Raw genomic sequence first — 21,673 nt, 5'->3', positions numbered from 1 at the left:
AAATTTTGCTCCGCAAATTTTCACAGGGGCCCCGGCCGCCCTGGCGGGCGGCAATATATACGCTTTGTATCGCTTGCGGCGACTTTTTTTGCAAAAATCATCGCGCGCTCACTTCGCTGCGGCTCCTTCTCCCCGTGAAATTTTGCTCCGCAAATTTTCACAGGGGCCCGGCCGCCCTGGCGGGCGGCAATGCGCAAGCGTCATATCGCTTGCGACGATTTTTTTGCAAGAATCATCGCGCGCTCATTCTGCTGCTCCTCACTTCCCCGCAAAACTTTGCTTGCGCAAATTTTCACGGGGGCCCCGGCCGCCCTGGCGGGCGGCAATGCGCAGTCGGCATATTGCTTACGGCGTTTATTCAAGCAAAAAGCCCCGGAAGAACCTTCTTCCGGGGCTTTTCTCATTCTTTTAAGGCGCGCTCCAAAAGGTCCAGCAGGCTCTCGCTCACGGTGCGGCGGCGTGCCGGCCGGCGGGGCAGGCGCTTGTCCCGCTCGGGGCGGGGCTGGGCTTTCGGCGGGGCGGGCGGCTCGGGCAGGGGCTTGGGGAAGCTGTCGGCCTGGGCGCCCAGGGTCACCAGATTCTGCTCGGTCTCGCCAAGGGCGGTGTAGATGGCGCCGGTGGCCTTTTGCAGCCGCTCGGCGGCCTCGGCGATCTGCCGGTCCACCTGTTCCAGCTGGCTGCGCAGCAGCAGCACCGTGTCCGCCATCTGCTGGGCGCTTTGGCGGGCGGATTCCTGCTGGGTGCGGCGGGTCTGGTCAAAGCGGGCTTTTTCCAGTTCCAGCTCGCGCTGGGCGGCTTCCCGCTGCTGTTCCATCTGGCGTTGAGCGTCCGCCTTCTCCTGTTCCATCCGGCACAGGTCGGCCTGCTTTTCCTCTTCGAAGGCGCTGCGCTGGCGCTCCAGCTCTTCCCTGCCCTGCCGGGCTTTTTCCTCGCCTTCGGCGCGGGCGGCTTCCAGGTCCGCCAGGGCCTGTTCCAGCTGCTTGTGCTGCTGCTCCAGCTGTTCGGTGAGGCGGGCATTGTCCGCCCGCAGGACCACCGTCTCCTGCTCCTTGGTGAACAGGCGGCTCTTGTAGCCGTTGGCGGTCTCTTCCATGTGCAGCAGCTGCTCGCTGATGGCACGGGCGCGGCTCTCGGCCTCGCCAGCGCGCTTTTCCTCGCTGGTGAGCCTGTCGCACACTTCCTTGGTCTTTTCCAGAAGGACGTCGTTGTCCGCCTTGGCGTTTTCCAGCTCCTTGCGCAGGGCCTCGGCGGCTTGCTCCTGCTGCTTCTGGCTTTCCAGCGCTTTGGCGCTCAGCTCGTCGATGTAGGCAAGCACCTGGGCTTTTTGAAAGCCCATCAGAGACGTTTTGAACTCGCCGGGGGTGGGCTTGTCCGCCATGGTGCCGCCTCCTTTCGGTCAGTGTTCGGGCCGCTTATCTGCGGTTGTTCAGCAGGCCCATGATCTGGTTGAAGTAATCCTCGTCGTCGTCCTCGCTCTTGGTGGCGGCGGCGGGGGCGCTGGAGGCCGCGGCGCCGGCATCGCCGCTGAACACCGGCTGAGGCACGGTGTGCACCGGGGAGGCCTCGGTGGCGCGGGGCGCGGCCTGGGCGGGCGCGTTCTCAAAGCCGGTGGCCACAACGGTGACCCGCAGCTCGTCCGACAGGTTCTCGTCGAAGGTGGTGCCCCAGATGATGTTCGCGTCGGGATGGGCGGACTGGGTGATGAGGCTGGAGGCCTGCTCCACCTCTTCCAGGCCGATGTCCGGCGAGGAGGTGATGTTGATGATGACGCCACGGGCCCCGGCGATGGAGGTCTCCAGCAGGGGGCTGGAGATGGCGGCCTTGGCGGCGTTCTCCGCCTTGCCCGCGCCCTTGGCGCTGCCCACGCCCATGTGGGCATAGCCCGCATCCTTCATGATGCTGCGCACGTCGGCGAAGTCCAGGTTGATGAAGGCGGGGATGTTGATGAGGCTGGAGATGCTCTCCACGCCCTGACGCAGCACGTTGTCGGCGGCCTCGAAGGCGTTCATCAGGGTGATCTTCTCCTGGCTGATGAGTTTCAGACGCTCGTTGGGGATGACGATGAGGCTGTCCACATGCATCAGCAGCGCGGCGATGCCCTGCTCGGCCAGGCTCATCTTGCGGCGGCCCTCAAAGGCGAAGGGCTTGGTGACGATGCCCACGGTGAGGATGCCCAGGTCGTGGGCCACCTCGGCCACCACGGGGGCCGCGCCGGTGCCGGTGCCGCCGCCCATGCCGGCGGTGATGAAGGCCATCTGCGCGCCCTTCAGCGCGTTGGCAATCTCGTCCTTGCTCTCTTCGGCGGCGCGCTGGCCGATCTCGGGGTCGGCGCCGGCGCCGCGGCCCTTGGTCAGCTTGGTGCCGATCTGCACCTTCTGGGTGGCCTTGCTGTTCAGCAGGGCCTGCTGATCGGTGTTCATGGCGATGAACTCCACGCCCTGCAGCCCGGCGGCCACCATGCGGTTCACGGCGTTGCCGCCGCCGCCGCCCACGCCGATCACCTTGATGTTCGTAATATTCATCATCTCTTCATCGAGAATGAAAGCCATCTTGCAACTTCCCCCTAAGCGTTTTTATGCCACATCCAGCTGCGGGGCAGACTGTGCCACCGTAGAATGTAAAACTAATAATAGCATAGCAGACAGGCGGCAGAAATTCAAGTGGGAGGGGGTGGTGAATTTGCGGTTTTTTGCCCGCAGTTTGCCGTTTTCCGCCTTGGCCGGCAGCGGGCAAAACACAGCGGAGCAGGACGGGCATTCTGCGCCCGTCCCGCCCGTTTTCACTGCCGCCGGCAGACCGCGTCCGCCCCCAGCGAGCGCAGGGTGCCGGCAAGGTCGCCGTAGCCCCGGCGGATGTGCTCCAGGCCGAACAGGCGGCTCTCCCCCTCGGCGGCCAGGGCCGCCACCGCCAGCGCCGCGCCGCCCCGCAGGTCCCGGGCGGTGAGGTCCGCGCCCGACAGGCGCTTCACGCCCTCTATCTCCAGCGCGCGGCCGCAGCGCACCGCTTTTCCGCCCAGGGCGGAAAAGCCCTCGGCGCAGGCGAAGCGGTTTTCGAACACCGTGTCCTCCACGGCGCTGCGCCCGGCGGCGGTGAGCAGCGCCGCCGCCACCATGGGAGCCGCGTCGGTGGAGAAGGCGGGATACACCCCGGTGTAGACCCGGCCCACCCCTTTGAGCGGCCCCTCCCGGCTCACCGTCACAGTGTTCCCGCCGTGCTCGGCGGTGCAGCCCGCCCGGCAGAGGATCTCCATGGTGGGAGCCAGCGGCTCCCAGGGGCAGCCCAGCAATTTGACCCGGCCCCCGGCGCTGGCCACGGCGGCCGCCAGGGTTGCGGCCACGATGCGGTCCGGGATGGGGGTGTGGAGCGTGCCGTGCAGCCCCTGTACGCCCCGGATGCGCACCAGCGGCGTGCCTGCGCCCTGGATGTCCGCCCCGCAGGCGCTCAAAAAGGCCGCCAGGTCCGCTATTTCCGGCTCCGCCGCCGCGCCCCGCAGCACCGTCTCCCCCTTGGCCAGCACCGCCGCCATCAGCAGCGTTTCGGTGGCGCCCACGCTGGGCAGGCGCAGGCTGTAATCCACCCCGGAAAGCCCCTGGGGCGCGGTGACGGTGAGGCTTTCGCCCTGCCACTGTACCTTCGCGCCCATCTTCACAAGGCCGTCCAGATGGATGTCGATGGGCCGCGGGCCCAGCTTGCAGCCGCCGGGCATGGGCATGCTCACCCGCCCGCACCGGTGCAGCGCCGGCGCGAGATAGAACACCGAACTGCGCATGGCCCGCACCGGGCCTTCGGGCAGCGCGCCGCTGCCTCCCGCCCCGACCGCGTCCACCACAAGGCCCCGCCCCCGCCACTGGCAGCGGCAGCCCAGCGCGGTCAGGATGGCCGTGCTCTGCTCCACGTCCGAAAGCCGCGGCACCTGGGAGAGGGTGCTCTCCCCTTCGCACAGCAGCGACGCCGCCAGAAGCGGCAGCACGCTGTTCTTCGCCGCCGGCAGCCGCACCGTTCCCGACAGCCTGCGCCCGCCCTGTATCAACATGTATTCCGTCAATCTCCTTCGCCCCCCTCAAGCCGTTCCGTTGTGTCATGGCCCACTGTATGTTCCGGGGGCGGTTTTGGTGAAAAAAGCCCGCCGGGGCGGCGGAAAATCCTTCCGCGCACGCCCGGCGGGCATTTGCTAATATTTCTGCTGGCCCGCCTGACGGCTGACCGAGAGCACGATGCCCATCTCGCCCAGCAGCATCATCAGGCTGGTGCCGCCGGAGGAGAAAAAGGGCAGGCTGATGCCGGTGTTGGGGATGGTGTTGGTGACCACCGCCATGTTCAGCACCGCCTGCATCACCACCTGCACCGTGAAGCCCACGGTGAGCAGCGCGCCGAATTTGTCCGGCGCGTTCACCGCGATGGTGATGCCCCGCAAGAGCAGCAGCACGAACAGCAGTATCACAAGGCAGGCCCCGATGAAGCCCAGTTCCTCGCAGACGATGGAGAAGATGAAGTCGTTCTGGGGCTCGGGCACATAGAGGTACTTCTGGCGGCTGTTGCCAAGGCCCAGCCCGGTGGCCCCGCCGGAGCCGATGGCGTAGAGGCTCTGGATGGTCTGGTGACCGTCGCCCAGAGGGTCGGCAAAGGGGTCCAGCCAGCTGTTCAGCCGGTCGGCGGCGTAGGGCACAAGGTCCGGCAGGAACACCAGCGCCGCCGCCACCGCCGCGATGCCTCCCCCCGCCGCCATGGCGAACCACCGCATGCCGGTGCCGCCCACGAACATGAGCACCGCGCCGATGCCGAAGAGCAGCAGCGTGCCGGACAGGTGCGGCTCCAGCAGCATGAGCACCGCCAGCACCCCCAGGATGACGGCGAAGGGCAGCACCCCTACCGAGAACCGCTTCATGCGGGTGTGGTTGAGGGAGATGATGTGGCTGAACACCAGAATGACGGCGAACTTGGCGATCTCGCTGGGCTGCAGGGTGCCCAACGGCAGCACGATCCACCGCTTGCAGCCGTTGTATTCCGGCATGAAGAGCACCACCACCAGCAGCACCACCGAGAGGCCCAGCACCGGCCAGGCCAGCTTGTGGTAGATGTGGTAATCCACCCGGCTGGCGATGTACATGGCCGCGAGGCCCGCCGCGGCAAAGAGCAGCTGGGGCCGGATGTAGGCATAGGGAGTGCCCCGGCGGTACATGGCCACCGCGTAGCTGGCGCTGAACAGCATCACCAGCCCGAAGGCCACCAGCGCCAGCACCAGGATGAGAAAGGGCAGATCCATGGAAGGCTGGCCCGCGCCCAGCAGCTTTTCCAGCCAGGGCGGCAGGGGCCGTTTTTCCCGCTTTGGCCGGGCGCGGCGGTGCGCCGGTTTTGCGGCGGCCGGGGCGCGGGGGGCCGGGCTTTTTGCCGGGGACGAATGGTTTGGAGCGAACAGGCTGACCGCCTCCTTGCGTTGAGCATTGCCCTAACAGTGTGCGCAGGCTCTGCCCGGTTTAGTCCATCTTCACGTCCTCGTCGGCGGGCACGGTGTAGTCGTAGAAGGTCACGGTGACAAGGCTGCCCTGGGGCAGCTGCTCCCCCGCCGGGCTGCTCTGGCTCACCGCCACCGCCCCTTCCATCTCCGCCGCCCCTTCCGCCTTGATGTTCAGCCCGGCGGCGTGGAGGGTCTCGGTGGCCTCATCCAGGGTCTGCCCCGCCGCGCTGGGCACGGTGGTGACCTGACGGACGGCGTTTTCCTCGGTGTAGAGCAGCACGGTGGAGCCCCGGGGCAGCGTCTGGCCCACCGCGGGGTACTGGGCCCGGACGGTGTCGCTTTCGCCCACCACTCGGGCGGCAAAACCCGCCTCCTGCAGTTTTGCCGCGGCGGCCTCCGCCGGGAGCTCCGTCACGGCGGGGACCTGGTTTTCCAGCCGCTGCTGTTCCTCGGGGGTGTACTGGGGCTGCACGCCGTAGTAGCGCAGGGTCTCCTCGATGACCTGCGCCGCCACCGGGGCCGCCAGCGCGCCGCCGCCGTTCGCAAACGTGTGGGGCTCATCCAGGGCGATGAGCACCGCTATTTTGGGGTCGTCCGCCGGGGCAATGCCCACAAAGCTGGCGATGCGGGCCTCTTCGTCCTCCGAGTCCAGCTTCTGGCTGGTGCCCGTCTTGCCGCCCACCCGGTAGCCCGCCACATAGGCGTTTTTGCCGCTGCCGCCGTCCACCACGCCCTCCATCATCTGGCACATCAGGGCGCTGGTCTCGGGGCGGATGACCTGACGGCGCACCGTGGGCTCGGTGGTGCTGACCACGTTGCCCGCCGCGTCGGTTATCTTTTCCACCACATAGGGCTGCATCAGGTTGCCCCCGTTCACCACCGCGCAGACGGCGGTGATCATCTGGATGGGGGTTATCTTGCTGGACTGACCGAAGGCGCAGCTGGCCAGCTCCACCGGGCCCATGCGGTCGGCGGTGTAATACTCCGACTTCTTCGGCTCGGCAGGCAGGTCGATACCGGTGGCGCCCTGCAGGCCGAAGGCCTCGAAATAATCGCAGAAGTCCTGCACCCCCAGCCGCTGGCCGATCTGGATGAAACTCTGGTTGCAGCTGTTGGCCAGCGCCTGGGCCACCGTCTGGTTGCCGTGGCTCTTGTGGTTGGCGCAGTGGAAGGCGATGCCCGCCACCTTGTAGGCCTTGCCGCAATAGAAGGTGCTGGAGGGGGTGACGGCTCCGGTGTCCAGCGCGGCGGCGCAGGTGATGAGCTTGAACACTGAGCCCGGCTCGTAGAGGTCGCTCACCGCCTTGTTGCGCCACTGGGTCTGCTGGGCCAGCTGCAAGGCGGCGTCCCGCTCCTCGCCGGAGAGGCTGTCCACCAGGGCGCGGGCCTCCTCGTCCGCCAGCACCCGGGGCTCGTTGGGGTCGTAGTCCGGCTTTGTGGCGATGGCCAGCACCCGGCCGGTGTCCACCTCCATCACGATGCCCACCGCCCGCTGGCTCACGTTGTAGGCCTTGACTGCGTAGCTGAGGTAGTTTTCGAGGTAGTGCTGCACGTTCACGTCGATGGTGAGCTGGAGGGTGTTGCCCTGCACCGGGGCGATGTAGGTATCGTAGTCGGTGGGCATGTCGTAGCCCCAGGCGTTTTTTGCGCTGAGCACCCGGCCGCTGGTGCCGGTGAGCTGCTGGTCATACTCCAGTTCCAGGCCCGCCATGCCGGCGTTGTCCACGTTGGTGAATCCCAGCAGGCTGGCGGCAAAGTCCCCTTCCGGGTACCAGCGCTTGGTGTCCTCCAAAAGCAGGATGCCCTCCCACCCGTTTTCGGTGCAAAGCTGCCGCACCGCGTCGGCGGTCTGGCGGTCCGCCCGGCGCAGCAGCAGCGCGTCGTTGCTGGACCGCTGGGACAATATCCCATACAGCTCCTCGTACTCCATGCCCACCAACGGGGCCAGCGCCCGGCTGGCGGGCTCCACGTCCTCGTCCGCCATCTCCCGGGGCGAAGCGCGGATGGTCCAGCAGGTGGCGTTCACCGCCAGCGGCACGCCGTTCGCGTCCACAATGTCGCCCCGGGGCGCGGGGACCACTGTGTCCCGCAATTGCTGGCCGCTGGCCCGCCCGGCATAGAAATCGTGGTCGGTGATCTGGATGTACCACAACCGGGCGACCAGCCCGCCGAAGCACACCAGCGCAAAGAAGCCCGCCACCAGCCTTGTGCGCAGCTTCATGCCCCGGTCCTGGGCGGCCTTGAGCATCGGTTCCAAAGCCATGAAAAAGCCCCCTCTCCCCTGGCATTCTATGCGGGGAGAGGGGGCGGGTATGTGTTTGTCACAGCCCATAGCGGGCGGCCAGTTTGTAGAACCGGCAGTTGCTGACGATGCAGCGGATGAAGGCCAGGGGCAGCACGCACCAGCTGAAGATGGCGCAGAAGGCCACGTCGTCGGTGATGGACGGCATCACGACGAAGGAGACGGGCACCCAGATCACGCTGAGCACGGCGCAGGCGGCGGTGAGGGCAAAGCGCGTCTGCTTTGACTGGCGGAAGTACCATTTGCGGCCGGGCAGGGCGGCGGCCACAAAGCAGGCCAGCAGGCTGACCGTGCTGGCCGGGCCCACATTGAAGAAAAAGAGGGCCAGGAAAAACAGCTGGAACGCCCGCAGCGCCAGGACCCGCGTGGCGGGCAGCCAGCCCCGGGCCTGCATGCGCTGCACCAGCAGCGCCGCCACCACTCCCGCCGCGCCGCCCAGAAGGGCCAGCGGCAGGCGCAGAGCGATGTGCTGCCCGTCCAGGGCAGCCAGCAGCATGATCACCACGATCATGCCGATGACAAGGGCGGCAATGTTGCCCGGGCGGGCGGCTTCCTGTTCATTTTTCTTTTCCAGCACCTTCCACCGGGCCTGCCAGATGGGGCGCAGCAGGGCGAAAAGTTCCTCATGGAAGGCGTCCGGCGCGGGGCCGGAGCCCTCACCCAGTTTGGGCAGGCCATAGGCGTAGGCCAGGTCCACCGCCAGTTTTTCCAGGCAGGCGGGTTCGGTTTTGAGGAACTTGACCAGCGTTTCCAAAAATTCGGGGGCATGCTGAAGGGCGCGGAACTCCTCGCTTTCCAGCAGTTCCCGGGCCTGCCAGCGCCCGGCGTCGGGGCCGCAGGCCGCCCGCAGCTGGTCCACCAACTCCTGGGCCTGCTGTCGGCGCTGGCGGCTGACCTGCTGGGGCAGGTGGTCGAAGTCGAACTGCGGCTGCAGTCCCGGCGGCGTTTGCGCCGCGGGAGGCTGTTCTTCCTCGTCGCCCGGCTCCCGGGGCCGCGCGGGGGCGCGGCGGGGCGCGGTCTCGGCGGCGGAGAAGTCGAAGGTGGTCTGCTCCCCCGCCTGACGGGCGGCGGAGCCGTTTTTCTTCATCCAGGCAAGATAGGCCGCCTGCTCGGCGGCAAGGCAGCTTTCCCGGGTGCCGGCCACCGCCGGAGCCGCGGGCGCGGCGGCGGGACGTTTTTCGGCCTGGGGCGCCGCCGGGGCCGCCCGGCGGGAGCGCCGGGCGTACTGCGTCGCCTCCTGAAAGGCGGTGTGCAGCTTGTCAAAGCCCTCCGGGTCTTCCTCCGGGTGGCAGGCGCGGGTCTTCTCGGCATAGGCGTGCCGGATGGCCGCCAGGTCGGTGGTGGGCGAAATGCCCAGTATCTCCCAGAAATTCATTCCTCGTCCTCGCCGCTTTCGTCGTCAAAAAAGTCGTCCCAGTTCTGCTCGTCCAGGCCGCTGCCGGCCTCCAGCCGGTCCAGCATCTCCTTGCAGCGGCTTCTGGCCCGCAGGATGCGGGCGGGCTCCTGGCTGGCCAGTTCCTCCTGGAAGGCCTCCATCACCCGGCCCACCTGCTCGCGCACTTCGCCCAGGGTCTCTTTCCACAGGCGCTCGCCCCGGGCCAGCAGCAGGCGGTTCTCCTCCCGGTCTCGGGGGTGTATCTTCAGCTTTTGCAGCTGCTCCAGCCGCTTTTTGGCCTCGGCTTCGGAGAGGCCGCTGCCCGGCCCCACCAGCACCGCGCTGATGGCCTTGCCGGTGGAGAGGCTTTCGGCCTCCACTTCCAGGATGCCGTTGATGTCGTAGGTAAAGCGCACCGCCGCGCCCTCCTGCCCCGCAGGGCCGGGCGGCACCGGCAGGTCCAGCTCGCCCAGCTTGCGGTTGTCGGCGCAGTACATCGCCTCGCCCTGAAAGATCTGGATGTGCAGCTTGGTCTGGCCGGCGCTGACGGTGTAGTACTTTTCCACCTTGCTGGTGGGCAGGGCGCTGTTGCGCTCGATGATGGGGCTCATGATGAGGTTGTCCTCATCCGCCGGGTTATGTACCCCCACGCCCAGAGTGAAGGGGCACAGGTCGGTGAGCACCATCTGGCGCAGCTCGGCCTTGCGCTCCTTCATGGCGGCGTAAAGCCCCGCGCCCTGAGCCACCACCGTGTCCGGGTGGCCGGCGTCCAGCAGAGGCCGGCCCAGCAGATGGGACAGGTACTGGCGCACCACCGGCATCTTGCAGCTGCCGCCCACCGGCACCACGCCGTGCAGTTCCCGGGGGGCAAGGCCGCTGTCCCGCAGGGCCTTTTGCAGCGGGGTGCGCATGCGCCCGAAGAGGGTGGCTGCGTTTTCGATGAGCTTCTGGCCGGTCAGGCTCATGGAGCCCACAAGGCCCGGCAGGTCCAGCACCATCACCGCCATGGGGGCGGTGGTGAGGGTCTGCTTGCACTGCTCGGCCTGGGCCAGCAGGATGGCCCGCAAGCTGGGGTCCAGCGCGTCGTAATCGATGTTGTTCTCCTGGCAGTACATGTGGGCGATGGCCGCGTCCAGGTCGTTGCCGCCCAGCTGGTTGTCGCCGCTGACGGCCAGGATGTTCACCACGTTTTCAAAGCAGTCCACCACCGAGACGTCCAGCGTGCCGCCGCCGAAGTCGTAGACCAGAAAGGCCGCGTCCCCCTGGTCGGGGTCGTAGCAGGCCAGGGCCGCGGCGCTGGGCTCGTTGATGAGGCGCTCCACCCGCAGGCCCGCCAGCTTGCCCGCCCGCTTGGTGGCGGCGCGCTGGGAGTCGGTGAAATAGGCGGGCACGCTGACCACGGCCTCCTCCACCGGCTGGCCGAGATAGGCCTCCGCGTCCTCTTTCAAACGGCGCAGCACCAGGGCGGAGAGCTCCTCGGGCAGGAATTCCCGCCCGGCGAGGGAAAAGGTCCTGCCGGTGCCCATGGCCCGCTTGAAGGCGGCGGCGGTGCGCTCGGGGTGGGTGATGAGCCGCTCCTTGGCGGCTTTGCCCACCAGCACCTCGCCGTCCTCGTCGATGCTGACGACGCTGGGGGTGAGATATTCGCCGAAGGCGTTGGGCACAAGGCGGCTGGCGCCGTCCTTGTACACCGCGGCCAGGCTGTTTGTGGTTCCAAGGTCAATACCGATGATGGGCATGTCGTTCGTTCGCTTCCTCGTGTTTCGTTGTGTTCGTTCTGTTCATTCCAGGCCGATCTGCTGCGCGTATTCCAGCAGCAGCTCCCGCTCCAGGAAGGGGGTCTTTTTGCCCTTGCGGTCGCGGTAGGTCTCGTGGCCCTTGCCGATGACGGCGATCATGTCGCCGTCCTGGGCGTGGTCCAGGGCGTAGTGCAGCGCGTCCAGGCGGTCGGGGATCTCCACACAGGGCACATCGGGGCGGCCCTGGGCGATGCCGATCTTGATGTCCGCCAGGATGGCTTCCACTTCCTCGAAGCGGTTGTTGTCCTCGGTGAGGATGAGGAAATCCGCCAGACGGCTGGCCACCTCGCCCATGCCGTAGCGGCGCAGGCGGCTGCGGTCGCCGCCGCAGCCGAAGAGCACCACCAGCCGTTTGGGCTGGTAGGCACGCAGGGTGGTGAGCAGATTCTCGGTGCCCGCCTCGTTGTGGGCAAAGTCGATGAGCACGGTGAACCGCTTGCTCACCGGCACCAGCTCCACGCGGCCCTTGACGCTGACCTGCTCCAGGCCCTTGCACACAGCCTCCATCTCAAGGCCCAGCACCTGGCCCACCGCCAGGGCGGCCAGGGAGTTGTAAACACTGAACTCGCCGGGCATGTTCACCCGCACGCGGGCGTTCCACACGCCGCTGAGCTGGTAGGAGATGCCCAGAAAGTTTTCGCCCCGCTCCAGCTCCAGGCCGCTGCCCACGAAGTCCGCGTCCTTGTGCATGGCGTAGCTGACCAGCCGGCAGGTGTGGCCCGCCAGCAGGGTGTTGCAGTTTTTGTCGTCCACGTTCACCACGCCCACGTCGCAGCGGCGGAACAGCTGGCCCTTCCAGGCGCGGTATTCCTCAAAGCTCTGGTGCTCGCCGGGGCCGCCGATGTGGTCGGGGTAGAGGTTGGTGAACACGCCCACATCGAAGTGGATGCCGTCCACGCGGCTCATCATCAACCCCTGGCTGGAGACTTCCATCACCACGCTGTCGCACCCGGCGGCGAGCATCTCGGAGAAGAGTTTTTGCAGCTCGTAGCTTTCGGGGGTGGTGTTGGCCAGGGCGTGGCGCTCGCCGGCGAAGGCGGTGCCGTTGGTGCCGATGATGCCGCAGGTTTTGCCGGCGGCGTTCAGCGCCGCCTGGATCATGTGGGCGGTGGTGGTCTTGCCCTTGGTGCCGGTGACGCCGATCATGGTCATCTTTTTGGCGGGGTTTCCGAAGAGGTTGCAGCTCATGATGGCCAGTGCGTGGCGGCTGTTCTCCACCTGCACCACGGTGACGCCGGCGGGCATCTCGTCCAGCTTGTGCTGGATGACCAGCACGCTGGCCCCGGCGGCGGCCACGTCTTCGGCGTAATCGTGGCTGTCACGGTTGGTGCCCACCACGCAGACAAAGGCAAAGCCGGGCTGCACCTTGCGGGAGTCATAGGCAACGTCCGCCACTTCGGTCTCGGCGTCGCCCTGCAGGACCAGATAGTCCAGCCCTTCCATCAACTGGGAAAGTTTCATAAAATCAGCCTCCCTTTATGAATTGCGTATGCTCAGCGCTTTACAAAATATTCGTCGTACCAAACAAGGAACATGAACACGCACCAGATCTGGCGCCAGTTGTCCCGCTTGCCGGAGACATGGTCGTCCAGCAGTTTTTTCAGTTCCTGCGTCTTGAAGAATTTGGCCGCGGCCTCGCTCTCAAAGGCCTTTCGCACCACGGCGGCGTACTGCTCGTCCCGCAGCCAGGCGCGCACCGGCACCGGGAAGCCCAGCTTCTTCTTGTCGGCGGTGCGCTCGGGGATGCTGCGGGCCGCCGCGCCGCGCATGGCAAGTTTTGTGCCTTCAGCGTTGGCGCGGTATTTCACCGGGATGTGCCGGGCCACCTCGAACACTTCTTTATCGAGGAAAGGCACCCGCAGCTCCAGGCTGTTGGCCATGCTCATCTTGTCCGCTTTCAGGAGGATGTCCCCAGCCAGCCACAGGTGCAGGTCGGTGAACTGCATGCGGGTGACCGGGTCCTGGCCTTTGGTCTTTTCAAAGAAGGGCCGGGAGAGGTCGGTGGGTTTGACGCGCCCCGTGTAGTGTTTGAGCAGCTTTTTCTTCTGGCGCTCGCCCATCAGGTTGGTGTTGCCGATGTAGCGCTCTTCCAGGGGCTTGGAGCGCCGCACCAGGAAGTTCACGCCGTGCACCGGCGGCAGCAGCTCGGCCACCGCGCCCACAGCGCGGCGCAGAGGCAGGGGCAGTTTATCATACCAGCTGACGGTGAAGGGCTCCTTGTAGATGTTGTAGCCGCCGAAGAACTCATCCGCGCCCTCGCCGGAAAGGCAGACCTTGACCTGTTTGGCGGCCTCCCGGTTTACGAAGTAGAGGGCGGCGCTGGCGGCGTCCGCCAAAGGCTCGTCCATGTGGTACTGGATGCGGCCCAGGTTGGCCCAGTACTCCTCCGGCTCGATGCGGTAGGCGAAGTTCTTCACGCCCAAAAATTTGCTGAACTCCGAGGCGTACTCGGTCTCGTCGTACTGCTTGTTGGCAAAGCCCACGGTGAAGGTCTTGTCCACCTTGGCAAGGCAGGCCATATAGCTGGAGTCCACGCCGGAGGAAAGGAAGGACCCCACCTCCACGTCGGCAATTTTGTGAGCGGCCACGCTCTCCTTCATGGCGGCTTCGATCTTGTCTTCCCAGCCGGTCATGTCGGGGCCGTTGTCCGCCTCGAACCTGGGCTGCCAGTAGCGGCCGGTGGACACTTCGCCCGCTTTCCAGCGCAGCCAGTGGGCGGGCAGCAGTTTTTTGACGCCCTTGAAAAAGGTGTCCTCCCCCGGGGAATACTGGTAGGTGAGGTAGAGCTCCAGCCGCTCCTCGTTCAGCTCCTTCACAAAGCCGGGATGGGGCAGAAAGCTTTTAATCTCACTGCCAAAGAGCAATTCGCCCTCGGCATTGGTGTAATAATAAAAGGGCTTGATGCCGAAGGGGTCCCGGGCGCAGAAGAGGCTTTGGTCCGCTTCGTCCCAGATGGCGAAGGCGAACATGCCCCGCAGCTTTTCCAGCATGCCCTCGCCCCACTCCTCGTAGCCGTGGAGCAGGACTTCGGTGTCGGAATGGTCGGAGGCGAAGGTGTGGCCTGCCGCCTGCAGCTGGGCGCGCAGCTCCATGAAGTTGTAAATTTCGCCGTTGAACACCACCGCCAGGCGCTTATCCTCGTTGAACATGGGCTGGCGGCCGCCCTCGATGTCGATGATGGAGAGCCGCCGGTGGCCCAGGGCAACGCCGTCGCCGAAATAGCTGCCCGCGCCGTCCGGCCCGCGGTGGGCGATGGCGTCCATCATGGCTTTCAATATCTCTTCCCGGTCGGCGCGCCGGCCGCAAAATCCCACGATCCCACACATACTGTTTTTGTTCCTTTCCCGTAAAAGGGCGTAACTGCCCAATATAGGGTTTATTATACTACAAACGGCGGCGGTTTAAAAGGGGGGCGGCAAATTGACAAGGGCCCCATAAAAGAAGTAGAATATACGCGACACTGAATTCTCAGAAAAGGTGATGGATATGAAAGACCTTCTCCCTGTGCTTTTGGGCAGCGACGCCAATGTGTACGGCATGGCCCGCAGCTTTTACATGGAATACGGCGTGACCAGCCTTGCCATCGGCAAGGGGGCGCTGGCCGCCACGGCAAACTCCAGGCTGGTGAAGATGGCGGTGGTGGAGCCGAATCTGGAAGACGACGCGGTGTTCGTGCGCACCCTGACCGATTTCGCCAAGGCCCACACCGGCAAGACGCTGGTGCTGGTGAGCTGCGGCGACAACTACACCGGCCTGATGGCCCGGGCCCGGGCGGCGCTGGAGCCCTATTACAAATTCGCCTGCCCCACCCCCGAACTGGTGGCGGAGCTGGACACCAAGGAATTCTTCTACCAGGCCTGCGAGCGGCACGGCCTTTCCTACCCCCGCACCTTCGGCTGCACCAACGAGAACTACAAGACGGTGGAGCTGCCCTTCCCCTTCCCCTGCATCATCAAGGCCAGCAACAGCGTGGCCTACTGGAACTGCAAGTTCCCCCACAAGAAGAAGGTGTTCGTGGCCTACAACAAGGAGGAGTTCGACGCCATCACCGCCGCCATCTACTCTTCCAGCTACCAGGACAATCTGGTACTGCAGGAGTACATCCCCGGCGACGACAACTGCATGCGGGTGCTGAACTGCTATTCCGGCCTTGACCACAAGGTGAAGCTGATGGCTCTGGGCCGGCCCCTTTTGGAGGAGCAGACCCCCGAGGGCATCGGCAACTACGCGGCCATCATGAACGTGCGGGACGACGAGCTGATGGAGAAGATGAAGGCCTTTTTGGAGGACGTGGGCTGGGAAGGCTTCTCCAACTTCGACATGAAGTACGACGCGCGGGACGGCAAATACAAGCTGTTTGAGATGAACCCCCGCCAGGGCCGCAGCAGCTTTTTCGTCACCGCCAGCGGCTACAATCTGGCCAAGTGGCTGGTGGAGGACGTGGTGGAGCACAAGGAGCAGGGCCTGACCATCGCCGACGCGCACCATCTGTGGATGATCGCCCCGGCGGGCATTATCAAGAAGTACCTGAAGGACGAGGCCCTGCTGGCCGAGGCCAAGGAGCTGATGCGCCAGGGCAAGGTGAGCCACCAGCTGTTCTGCAAGGAGGACGCGGGGTTAAAGCGCCGCATCTGGTACATCAAGAACCAGCTGAACAACTACCGCAAATACAAACGCTATTTCGGCAACAAGAGCCTGGTGGACTGACCCGGGCAAAAGGAGCAGCCAATGTGTGGAATTACCGGCTTTGTTTGCGCAAAGCACGAGCTTGAAGAAGCGAAAAAGACCTTGAAGGCCATGGCCGACCTCATCGCCCACCGCGGGCCGGACGGCGAGGGCTTTTATGTGGACGAGCAGGCGGCGCTGGGGCACCGGCGTCTGTCCATCATCGACCTGGAGGGCGGCAGCCAGCCCATGTTCAACGAGGACAAAAACCTCGTGACGGTGTTCAACGGCGAAATCTACAACTTCATGGAGCTGCGCGAGCAGCTCGCCGCGGCGGGCCACGTGTTCGCCACCCACTCGGACACCGAGGTGCTGCTGCACGGCTACGAGGAATGGGGCGAGGCGCTGCCCGAAAAGCTGCGGGGCATGTTCGCCTTCGTCATCTGGGATAAAGCGAACCGCACCCTCTTCGGCGCGCGGGACATCTTCGGCATCAAGCCCTTCTACTACTACCAGAACGAGGACCTTTTGCTGTTCGGCAGCGAGATCAAATCTTTTCTGCCCCATCCCGGCTTTGTGAAGGAACTGAACGAGGAGCGGCTGCCGGAGTATCTCTCCATCGAGTACATCCCCAACGCCGAGACCATGTTCAAGAACGTCTACAAGCTGCCGGGGGCCCACCGCTTCACCTTCAAAGACGGCAAGCTGACGGTGAGCCGCTATTACGACATCGCCTACCATGTGGACCACGGCAAGACCCTGGAGGACTGGAAAAAGGCCATTGCCGACACCTTTGCCGAGAGCGTGCGGGTGCATCAAATTGCCGACGTGGAGGTGGGGTGCTTCCTCTCCTCCGGCGTGGATTCCAGCTTTGTGGTGAACGAGGTGGCCAAGGGCACGCCCCACGTGAAGAGTTTCAGCGTGGGCTATGAGGAAGAAAAATACTCCGAGCTGCCCTACGCACAGGCCTTCAGCAAAGAAATTGGCGTGCCCAGCATCGCCAACAAGGTGAACGCCGACGAGTTCTTTGAGGCGAACCAGACCATCCAGTGGTATCTGGACGAGCCGATGCCCAACCCCAGCGAGGTGCCCCTCTACTTCCTCACCAAAAACGCCGCCCGCTATGTGAAGGTGGTGCTGAGCGGCGAGGGCGCGGATGAATTGTTCGGCGGCTATCCCCTCTACTGCGCGGCCCATCACTTTGAGGAGTACGGCAAAATCCCCCGGCCCCTGCGCAAGGGCGCGGGCGCGGTGGCAAAGGCGCTGCCGGAGTTCAAGGGCCGCCACTTCCTGATGCGGGGCGCGCAGGAGCCCTGGCAGCGGTGCATGCGGGCGAACTACGTGTTCGCCTCCCCCGCCGAGCGGGACAAATACCTGAAAAAGGACTACCACGCCAAGGCCCCCGAGGAGTATTTCAAGCCCTACTTCGACCATGTGAAGGACCTGGATGAGCCCACCCAGCTGCAGTGGGTGGACATCCACACCTGGATGCTCTACGACATCCTGCTGAAAGCGGACCGCATGAGCATGGCCAACAGCCTGGAACTGCGGGTGCCCTTCCTGGACCGGGAGATGCTGGAACTGGCCCTCTCCATCCCGGTGGAGTACCGCTCCTCCAAGAGCGAAACGAAAATTGCCCTGCGGGCGGCGGCGCTGGAGCAGCTGCCCGAGAGCGTGGCCAAGCGGCGCAAGTTGGGCTTCCCGGTGCCGCTGAACGACTGGCTGCGCCAGGACAAATACTACAACATGGTGCGGGAGAAGTTCGAGGGCCCGGTGGCCGAGAAGTTCTTCAACGTGCCCCGGCTTTTGAAGCTGCTGGACGCCCACAAGGCGGGCAAGAACGGCGGCATGACCCAGATCTGGAGTTTTTACAGCTTCATTCTGTGGTACGAGCTGTTTTTCGTGCGGCGGTGAGTGTTTTGCGAAAAGGAAAGGCCCGGGCGGCGTGCCCGGGCCTTTCCTTGTTTTTTAATACAGCATCAGCAGGAACAGCACCAGGGTGACCGCCCCCGCCAGGGCCAGCAGGCCGCCCAGAACGGCCAGCAGCAAAAACAGTGTCTGGCGGTTTTCTCCCCTCTTTTTTGCTCTGCTCCGAAGGATGAGGGAGACCACCAGCAGGATGAGGCCCACCACGCCCAGCCCCATCATGCCAAACATAGCCATGAGGAACAAATAGAGAAGCATGATGCCGATAAAAGCCATAGGCTCACCCCTTTTTTTCAGTATAGCACAAATCCCGCCGCAGAAAAGGCCGCCGCCCGATTTTATCGGGCGGCGGCCTTCTGTGTTTATTCTTCCGGCTGGGAAGCGCTTTGGGAGGCGCTGCCGGAGGCCGGCGCGGAAGAGGCCGGCACGGAATCGGAAGAGGGCTGCGAGGCGGACGCGGAACCGGACGCCGCGCCGGATGTCGCCTCAGAACCGGAAGCCGTGCTTCCGGAGGCGGAGCCAGCGCTGTCCGGCGGCGGAGGCTCGCTCTCCTCCTGCTCAAAGCTGCCGGGGGCGAAGGTGAAGCGGTGGACCGAATCGTCCAGCTGGCTGGAAACATCCAGCGTGCCCCGGTCGGTGGAGCTGAGGTACTCGCCGCTCTCGTTTTTCAGCAGCAGGGCGGCCACGCTCAGCTTGTAATCCAGATTGTTGAAGGTGCCCAGCAGCACCTTGATGCGCCCGTCGTAGACGAAGTAGGCGTCGGTGCCAAGGCCCATGTCGATGCGGGTGCAGCTGCCGGCCAGGTCCTGGGCGTAGAGCTGCTCCATCAGGTCGGCGATCTGCTCGCTCTGGGCCTCGGTGGTCAGGGAGAGGAAGCGCCCCGCGGTGGGAGCGTTGACCCCCAGGCCGGTGATAACCGGCAGGTCGGCGGGCTGGTCGGTCTGCACCTTCAAAACTTTCAGCCCGTCGCTGAGGATGGCCCAGCCCGCGTCGGTCTTGGCGCACCAGCTCTCGGTGGCGGGGGCCACCTGCACCACCACCGTGTCCGGCAGGCGGCGGCGCACCTTGATGGTCTCAAGATAGGGCAGCTGCAGCTCCATCTCCGCCTGCTTTTCGGCGGCGGAGAAACCGAAGAGGTTTTCCTCCAGCGGCACGGCCAGCGCGCCGAGGATGGCGTCCTCGGTGTAGATGCCGGTGTTGGCGGGGGTGGTCTTGTCCAGGTTTTCCACCACGATGTGCTTGACCTTGAACAGCACCGTGACCGAGAGGATGAACCCCACCGCCATCAGAAACACCACAAAGAAAAAGGCCAGCCAGCGCCGCCGTCTGCGGCGGCGGCGCATCTCGCCCCGGGTCATCTGCCGGCGGCGGGCGGGTCCGCTTTCGGGCCTTTTTCTGCCCCCGGCCTTTTTCCGCCGCCGGGGGGCGGGCTCCGGGGCGTTCAGCGGCTCCATGCCCACCGCGCCCAGGGGCAGCACCATCTGCTGCATCTCCCCCGTCTGGCGGCGGGGCTGCCTGGGGATGGGGGCGGTCTGCTGGTCAAAAAGCGGGGCCTGGGGCGCAGGCCGTTCGCCGGGGCGGCGCACCGTCCGTTTGTTCTTGTCGCTCACAGGCTGCGCCGCCTCCTTTTTTGCCGGGCGCTGCTCACTGTTCCATCAGTTCGGCCAGCTTTGCCCAAATTTTTTCAAGGCTTTCCGGCTCGGCCAGGGCGCGGGCCATCTTGCCCATCACCGCCAGCTTGCCGTTCTCCTGCACCAGCTGCTGCACCGTCTGCACCAGCACCCCGCCGGTGAGGTCCTTTTCCTCAATCACCACCGCCGCCCCGGCCTTTTGCAGTTCCAGGGCATTGTAATACTGGTGGTTTTCGGCCACGTTGGGGCTGGGGATGAGGATGGCCGCGCGGCCCACCGCTTCCAGCTCCGCCAGGGTCAGCGCGCCGGCGCGGCTGATGACCAGATCCGCGGCGGCCAGCAGCTCGGGCATGTTCTCGATGTATTCCTGCACCTGCAGGCGGCTGCCGGGCTGCACGCCCTTTTCCGCCAGCAGCCTGCGGAACAGCTCCACGCCCCGGCTGCCGGTGGCGTGGATGTGCAGGATGTTCCAGGGGCAGGTCTTTTCCCAGGCCACCAGCTCGGCCACCACCTCGTTGATGCGCCGCGCGCCCAGGCTGCCGCCGAAGCTGAGGATGACGATGCGCTGGCCGGCGTCCAGTTTGGCGCGGGCCAGGTCGCGGTTCTGCATGAAAATTTCGGGCCGCACGGGGTTGCCCACCACGCTGGTCTTTTCCGGCGCGCCCAGCTTTTCCACCGCGGCGGGCACCGCGGCGAAGATGACGTCCACGTCCTTGGCCAGCAGCTTGTTGGTCACGCCGGGGAAGGCGTTCTGCTCATGGATGGCGGTGCGGATGCCCATTTTGGCGGCGCAGCGCACCACCGGCCCGCTGACGTAGCCGCCGCAGCCGATGACCAGAGCGGGTTTCAGGGCCCGCAGCATCTTTTTGGTCCGGGGCCCGGAGAGAGCCAGATGATACACCGCCTGCAGGTTGCGGGCGACGTTCTTGGGGGTCAGCTTCCGCTGGATGCCGTTGACCTCGATGTGGTGGAAGGGATAGCCCGCCTGGGTGACCAGACGGTACTCCATGCCCTCTTTGCGGCCCGCAAAATGTATCTCGGCGTCCGGCCGGTGGGCCTTGATGGCCCCCGCGATGGCCAGTGCCGGATTGATGTGGCCGGCAGTGCCGCCGGCGGCGATGAGCACGCGCATATCGTTCTCTCCTTTGGAGTCAGGTTTTGTTTGCACGGAACACGTGGGTCTCCTGGCGGGCCTTTTCCTCGGCCTGCCGCGCCTTTCGCTCGGCTCTTGCCTTGTTGGCCGCCCGGCTGACGCTGAACACCACGCCCATCTCGCCCAGCAGCAGCAAAAGGCTGGTGCCGCCGGAGGAGAAGAAAGGCAGACTGATGCCGGTGTTGGGGATGGTGTTGGTGACCACCGCCACGTTGAAGAAGAACTGGAAGCCGATCTGGGCCATGACGCCCACCACCAGAAGGCAGCCCGCCCGGTCAGGGGCGTTCACGGCCACATAGATGCCCTGGGCGATGAGCAGGGCAAAAAGGGCGATGCAGAGCAGCGCCCCCACAAACCCCAGTTCCTCGCCCAGGATGGCGAAGATGAAGTCGTTCTGCGCCTCGGAAAGCCACAAATGCTTCTGGGTGGAGTTGCCCAGGCCCACCCCGAACCAGCCGCCGGAGCCGATGGTGTAGAGGCCCTGGGCGGTCTGCATGGTGGAGTCCAGCACGTCGGAGAAGGGGTCCAGCCAGCCGGCAAGGCGCTCCTGCACATAGCCCTTGCTGGTGATGAGCAGCAGGGCGATGCCGCCTGCCGCCGCGCCGCCGCCCACGCCGAACCACATCAGGTTGGTGCCGCCCACGAACATCATCGTGGCGGTGATGCAGCACATCAGGATCATGGCGCTGTTGTGGGGCTCCAGGCGCAGCAGCACCAGGATGGGCAGCAGCAGCACGCCTGGCAGCAGGATGCCCTGGCGGAAATTGCGCATGCGGCTGCGGTTCTGTTCAAACAGCGTTGCCAGCAGAAGCACGATGGAAAACTTGGCGATCTCGCCCACCTGCACAGTGGGCAGGCCCTTGATGTTGATCCAGCGGTGCACATCGTTGATGGGCGGCATGAACAGCACCGCCACCAGCAGCACCAGCGTGACCCAGTAGAGGGGCCAGGCGAAGCGCAGCAGCCAGCGGTAGTTCACCCGGCTGATGATCAGCATGGCCGCGAAGCCCACCACCGCATAGATGGCCTGACTGCGGATGTAGTGGTAACTGTCGCCGAATTTGTAGTAGGCGATGGCGTAGCTGGCGCTGAACAGCACGATGAGGCCGAACACCAGCAGCACCACAAGGTTTGCCAGCAGGCCGCCGCTCAAAGGGCCGGGATCCTTGGTGAACATGGCGGGCCAGGGCATTTTGCAGTGGGACGCGCCCACCGGGCGCATGCGGCCCGAGCGGCCGGCGGCAGGCCGGGGCGCGGGCATGGGCCGCGCAGGGGCGGGGCGGACGCTCCCGGACACAGGCGGGCGGCGCAGGGGCCGGCCGGACATATCTCTTGTGGACACGGCGGCACCGCCCCCTTTCTCAACA

Annotated in this window: 15 protein-coding genes; 2 read left to right on the top strand and 13 right to left on the bottom strand. The window is 65.4% G+C overall.

Annotated features, from left to right (window positions below):
* Positions 1-400: 400 nt before the first annotated feature.
* The 9 genes from ACMI1Q_RS11095 to asnB (ACMI1Q_RS11055) all read right to left on the bottom strand — a co-directional run bounded on the left by ACMI1Q_RS11095 (position 401) and on the right by asnB (ACMI1Q_RS11055) (position 14,245).
* Positions 401-1,378, bottom strand: coding sequence for a hypothetical protein (locus ACMI1Q_RS11095; protein ID WP_419503793.1), 978 nt, complete (start codon positions 1,376-1,378; stop codon positions 401-403).
* Between the two features lie 34 nt (positions 1,379-1,412).
* On the bottom strand, positions 1,413-2,549 hold the full coding sequence (gene ftsZ, locus ACMI1Q_RS11090; RefSeq protein WP_394980520.1) for a cell division protein FtsZ: 1,137 nt from the start codon (positions 2,547-2,549) through the stop codon (positions 1,413-1,415).
* A 230-nt stretch (positions 2,550-2,779) separates the two neighbouring features.
* The gene (locus ACMI1Q_RS11085) at positions 2,780-4,033 is read right to left on the bottom strand and encodes a UDP-N-acetylglucosamine 1-carboxyvinyltransferase (RefSeq protein ID WP_419503792.1); all 1,254 of its coding nucleotides are present in this window, start codon (positions 4,031-4,033) and stop codon (positions 2,780-2,782) included.
* A gap of 138 nt (positions 4,034-4,171) precedes the next feature.
* Positions 4,172-5,263, bottom strand: coding sequence for a putative lipid II flippase FtsW (gene ftsW / locus ACMI1Q_RS11080; RefSeq protein WP_419503791.1), 1,092 nt, complete (start codon positions 5,261-5,263; stop codon positions 4,172-4,174).
* Positions 5,264-5,474: 211 nt separating this feature from the next.
* A complete protein-coding gene (locus ACMI1Q_RS11075; RefSeq protein WP_419503790.1) occupies positions 5,475-7,718 on the bottom strand; it encodes a penicillin-binding transpeptidase domain-containing protein in 2,244 nt (747 codons plus the stop codon).
* 58 nt (positions 7,719-7,776) lie between these two features.
* Positions 7,777-9,132, bottom strand: coding sequence for a J domain-containing protein (locus tag ACMI1Q_RS11070; RefSeq protein ID WP_419503789.1), 1,356 nt, complete (start codon positions 9,130-9,132; stop codon positions 7,777-7,779).
* Positions 9,129-10,871, bottom strand: a complete 1,743-nt coding sequence (locus ACMI1Q_RS11065) for an Hsp70 family protein (protein ID WP_419503788.1) — start codon at positions 10,869-10,871, stop codon at positions 9,129-9,131. Before ACMI1Q_RS11065 ends, ACMI1Q_RS11070 begins: the two co-directional genes overlap by 4 nt.
* Positions 10,872-10,913: 42 nt before the next feature.
* Positions 10,914-12,392 carry a UDP-N-acetylmuramoyl-L-alanyl-D-glutamate--2,6-diaminopimelate ligase gene (locus ACMI1Q_RS11060; protein ID WP_394980149.1) on the bottom strand — a complete coding sequence of 493 codons (1,479 nt, stop codon included), beginning with the start codon at positions 12,390-12,392 and terminating at the stop codon, positions 10,914-10,916.
* A 32-nt stretch (positions 12,393-12,424) separates the two neighbouring features.
* On the bottom strand, positions 12,425-14,245 hold the full coding sequence (gene asnB, locus ACMI1Q_RS11055; protein ID WP_419503787.1) for an asparagine synthase (glutamine-hydrolyzing): 1,821 nt from the start codon (positions 14,243-14,245) through the stop codon (positions 12,425-12,427).
* A 172-nt stretch (positions 14,246-14,417) separates the two neighbouring features.
* On the opposite strand from asnB (ACMI1Q_RS11055), the gene ACMI1Q_RS11050 reads away from it, so the two are divergent.
* Both ACMI1Q_RS11050 and asnB (ACMI1Q_RS11045) read left to right on the top strand, forming a co-directional pair.
* Positions 14,418-15,638: an ATP-grasp domain-containing protein gene (locus ACMI1Q_RS11050; RefSeq protein WP_330059017.1), complete on the top strand. Its 1,221-nt coding sequence runs from the start codon at positions 14,418-14,420 to the stop codon at positions 15,636-15,638.
* Between the two features lie 21 nt (positions 15,639-15,659).
* Complete coding sequence (gene asnB / locus ACMI1Q_RS11045) at positions 15,660-17,510, top strand: asparagine synthase (glutamine-hydrolyzing) (protein WP_419503786.1); 1,851 nt, start codon at positions 15,660-15,662, stop codon at positions 17,508-17,510.
* Between the two features lie 54 nt (positions 17,511-17,564).
* Here asnB (ACMI1Q_RS11045) and ACMI1Q_RS11040 read toward each other — a convergent pair whose 3' ends face one another.
* The 4 genes from ACMI1Q_RS11040 to ACMI1Q_RS11025 form a co-directional block, all read right to left on the bottom strand.
* Positions 17,565-17,780 carry a hypothetical protein gene (locus ACMI1Q_RS11040; protein ID WP_419503785.1) on the bottom strand — a complete coding sequence of 72 codons (216 nt, stop codon included), beginning with the start codon at positions 17,778-17,780 and terminating at the stop codon, positions 17,565-17,567.
* Between the two features lie 104 nt (positions 17,781-17,884).
* Positions 17,885-19,132, bottom strand: a complete 1,248-nt coding sequence (locus tag ACMI1Q_RS11035; protein WP_419503784.1) for a cell division protein FtsQ/DivIB — start codon at positions 19,130-19,132, stop codon at positions 17,885-17,887.
* Positions 19,133-19,166: 34 nt separating this feature from the next.
* Complete coding sequence (gene murG, locus ACMI1Q_RS11030; protein ID WP_419503783.1) at positions 19,167-20,285, bottom strand: undecaprenyldiphospho-muramoylpentapeptide beta-N-acetylglucosaminyltransferase; 1,119 nt, start codon at positions 20,283-20,285, stop codon at positions 19,167-19,169.
* 19 nt (positions 20,286-20,304) lie between these two features.
* Positions 20,305-21,648: an FtsW/RodA/SpoVE family cell cycle protein gene (locus ACMI1Q_RS11025; RefSeq protein ID WP_419503782.1), complete on the bottom strand. Its 1,344-nt coding sequence runs from the start codon at positions 21,646-21,648 to the stop codon at positions 20,305-20,307.
* Positions 21,649-21,673 lie beyond the last annotated feature (25 nt).

The organism is Candidatus Allofournierella excrementavium (assembly GCF_048526665.1).
Lineage (GTDB): Bacteria > Bacillota > Clostridia > Oscillospirales > Ruminococcaceae > Allofournierella_A > Allofournierella_A excrementavium.
The sequence above is the reverse complement of the archived record's forward strand: the minus strand, read 5'-3'. Positions and strand labels throughout refer to the sequence as shown.